A 3173-nucleotide genomic window follows, 5' to 3' on the forward strand; every position below is an offset into this window, starting at 1 on the left:
TGGCTCGCTTCATCTGTCCGTCCTTCAGAAGGCCGGACTCTAACTTCAACTGGAGGAAATCGGCAGGGGCAGGTCAGTCTCACCCTCGAACAAACCGAGCCGGTCGAAAGCGGTCGCCGCTGCAGCCGCCTCCTGGAGGACCAGTTGTCGACGGTCGTCGAACCGCTGCAAGGCACCCGAGATGGTGAATGCCAGAAGCAAGCCCATGATGTCGAAGATCGCCCCTTCGACCGTGCCAAGCCCAGCCATGCTGTCGCTGCCGACTTCGTGCTTTCGGTAGCGCAGTCCCAGAGCCCGGCCGTAGTGCAATGCAAGCAGGGAAGTGACAAAGAAGATCGTAGAAATCCCGGCTGCGAAAAACAGGAAGACCATCGGCACAGAGTCCCAAGCTGCCATGATCGGCGCACTCCGGAACAACACTTGCGAGCCAAAGGTGTTTCTCAACTTACTCGCTTGTAGGCCGGAACCCGATCCTATGTGGTCGGTTACCTGCCTTTGACATGAAGCCGGTCTTCAATGCTAGCTCCACGGCAGCCGCCAGCGTGTTGAGATGTTCCGCAATCATGGCGAAAAGTTCTCGCTTCTGTGGCGATGTCGCAAGCGCGCTGATCAGCGCAGCCTCTGCTGGCAATTGTGAAGGAGCGCTTGCAACTGGATGTTTCTATTATGAAGTGCGGGGATCGCCCTATGATGGCTCGCCATAGATGTGGGCTTTGACGTCTTGAGCGGGGCAGGAGCGAGCTATGGAGTCGGCGGGACAACTGAGTGCGATACCTAGCGCGACGGGCGGTATTGCTCGGCTGGCCTGCGCGCGCGTCGCTGCCTCTGGCCAAGACACAGCTGCGCTACTGTCCAAGGCGGGATTGACGCTGAACGACTTCCGCGACCCTGCGGTCCGGCTCGAAGTGCGAACCCAGATCAAGATTCTGGAATTGGCTGCCCAAGAGTTGGAGGACGACATCTTGGGCTTCCGTCTCGCCCGGAGCTTTGATCTACGTGAGATCGGCCTTGTCTACTACGTTATGGCTTCGTCGGAGAATGTCGCCGATGCGCTTCGTGCCGCCGAACGGTACAGCCGGATCATGAATGATGGCATCCAATTGCGTTTCGAGATGGTCGGGCTTACTGCGACCCTTGCGCTCGAATATGTTGGTGTCGATCGACGGAGCGACCGGCATCAGATCGAATTCTGGCTGGTGACGCTGGTTCGGATCTGCAGGCAGGTGACCGCCGGTCGTCTGGTGCCGTCGCGGCTGCAGATGAGGCATCTGCGAGGCGGGACGCCCGCAGAGTTCCGGACGTTCTTTGGCCGTGACGTCGAGTTCGGCGCGGATGGCGATGCGATCTCCTTTCCGGTACCAGTGGCACTCCTCCCGCTAGTCGGCCGCGACGGCTATCTGCACGATTTGTTGCGACGCTATGCGGATGAAGCGCTGATACGGAAAGCGCCGCACGGTGCGACGGTCCGTTCAAGAGTCGAGAAGACGCTTACCACACTGCTGCCTCACGGTAGAGGCGTCGCGAAGGAAGTCGCGCGGCAGATGGGACTGAGTACCCGCACGTTGTCGCGCAAGCTTGGTGAAGAGAAGACGTCCTTCGCTGAAATCCTTGACCAGTTGCGGGCCGCGCTCGCCAAGCGCTATCTCGAAGAGGAGCAGCTACCCGTTTCCGAAGTTGCTTGGCTGCTTGGTTATCGCGAACTGAGTTCACTCACACACGCGTTCAAGCGATGGACGGGAATGACACCACGACAGTTCCGATCCACGCGGTCTCAACCAAGCTGAGCAAACTCATCGCTTGACGCTATGTGTGCTGCTAAACGCACAAATGCACAGGGTGACAGGCCAGAGGACTTCAACCGGCTCGTGCGGGGCTGCCCATGCCTCGACATCATGGTCGGCTATACAGATTTCGGCCATCTGTCGGCGCTAAAGGCAACGCTCTGGCTGCAGCGATAATCCACGCAAAACGCCGCGCACGCCGGCGCTGCGCATATCGCCGAAAGGTAATCGTCTGAGGCCGCATGCCGCCATTGAACCGCGCCGGGTTTGCCGGAGGCTCCAACTCCTGAGAGGATGGAGCCATGACGAGCAAGACGACGAACAAGTTCTCGCGTGAGGTCCGGGCCCGTGCGGTTCGGATGGTTCTGGATCACGCCGGCGAGCACCCTTCGCGCTGGGCGGCGGTGACATCGATTGCGGCCAAGATCGGCTGCACACCGCAGACGCTTCATGACTGGGTCAAGAAGGCCGAGATCGACAGCGGGCAGCGGACCGGCGTTCCGACTGAGATGGCCGAGAAGCTGAAGGTCCTGGAGCGGGAGAACCGGGAGCTTCGGCAGGCCAACGAGATCCTGCGCAAGGCGAGCGCTTATTTTGCGATGGCGGAGCTCGACCGCCGGTCCAAGCCATGATCGCCTTCATCGATGATCATCGTGGGGCGCATGGGGTCGAGCCGATCTGCAAGGTCTTGCCGATCGCCCCCTCCACCTACCACGCCCATGTGGCCAAGCGGCGCGATCCGGCCAAGCGGTCGGCGCGCGCCAGGCAGGATGCCGCTCTGAAGGTCGAGGTTCGTCGCGTCTTCGATCAGAACTTCTCCGTCTACGGTGTGCGCAAGGTCTGGCGCCAGCTCAAACGCGAAGGCTTCGATGAGCCCGTTGCACAGTATCGCGATTGATGCGGGATATGGGTTTGCAAGGGGTCATCCGCGGCAAATCCGTCAAGACCACGATCAGCGACAAGGCGGCGCCATGCCCGCTGGATCACGTCAACCGCCAGTTCAAGGCGCCACGGCCGAACGTCCTTTGGCTCTCCGACTTCACCTATGTCGCGACCTGGACCGGCTTCGTCTACGTCGCCTTCGTCATCGATGCCTATGCCCGCAGGATCGTCGGCTGGCGGGCCTCGCGCACGGCGCATGCAGGCTTCGTGCTCGATGCGCTGGAGCAGGCACTACATGATCGACGGTCGGTCCATCGTGGCGGGCTCGTGCACCACAGCGACAGAGGCAGCCAAGGCGGATTCAAACGATCGTCGCAACACTCGGAGGTTGGAGGTTGCGATGAACGTTGTAAGGCGCCGATCGGCGCGGTCGGGACGAGCCCCATTGCCATCGCCAGGACGGCCGTCTGTTGCAGGACGCGATGAACAGAATAGATTTTGGCTGGCGAT

The 3173-nt window shown here is 60.9% G+C and carries 2 protein-coding genes, 1 pseudogene and 1 other annotated feature; of the genes and pseudogenes, 2 read left to right on the top strand and 1 reads right to left on the bottom strand.

What is annotated here, in order from left to right:
• Positions 1-45: 45 nt before the first annotated feature.
• Entirely contained in the window at positions 46-396 is a 351-nt protein-coding gene (locus AC0L3X_RS46750) for a hypothetical protein (RefSeq protein ID WP_473317570.1), read from the bottom strand.
• Between the two features lie 467 nt (positions 397-863).
• Here AC0L3X_RS46750 and AC0L3X_RS46755 point away from each other — a divergent pair, with 467 nt between their 5' ends.
• Positions 864-1784 (top strand): AraC family transcriptional regulator, encoded by a 921-nt coding sequence (locus tag AC0L3X_RS46755; RefSeq protein WP_231145687.1) that lies wholly within the window; start codon positions 864-866, stop codon positions 1782-1784.
• Between the two features lie 299 nt (positions 1785-2083).
• Positions 2084-3104 (top strand): annotated as a pseudogene (locus AC0L3X_RS46760) (IS3 family transposase); the annotation flags it as partial.
• Positions 2368-2484 (top strand) — a sequence feature (AL1L pseudoknot). It overlaps the preceding pseudogene by 117 nt.
• Positions 3105-3173: the final 69 nt, after the last annotated feature.

Source organism: Bradyrhizobium sp. MI1.7, from assembly GCF_055811795.1.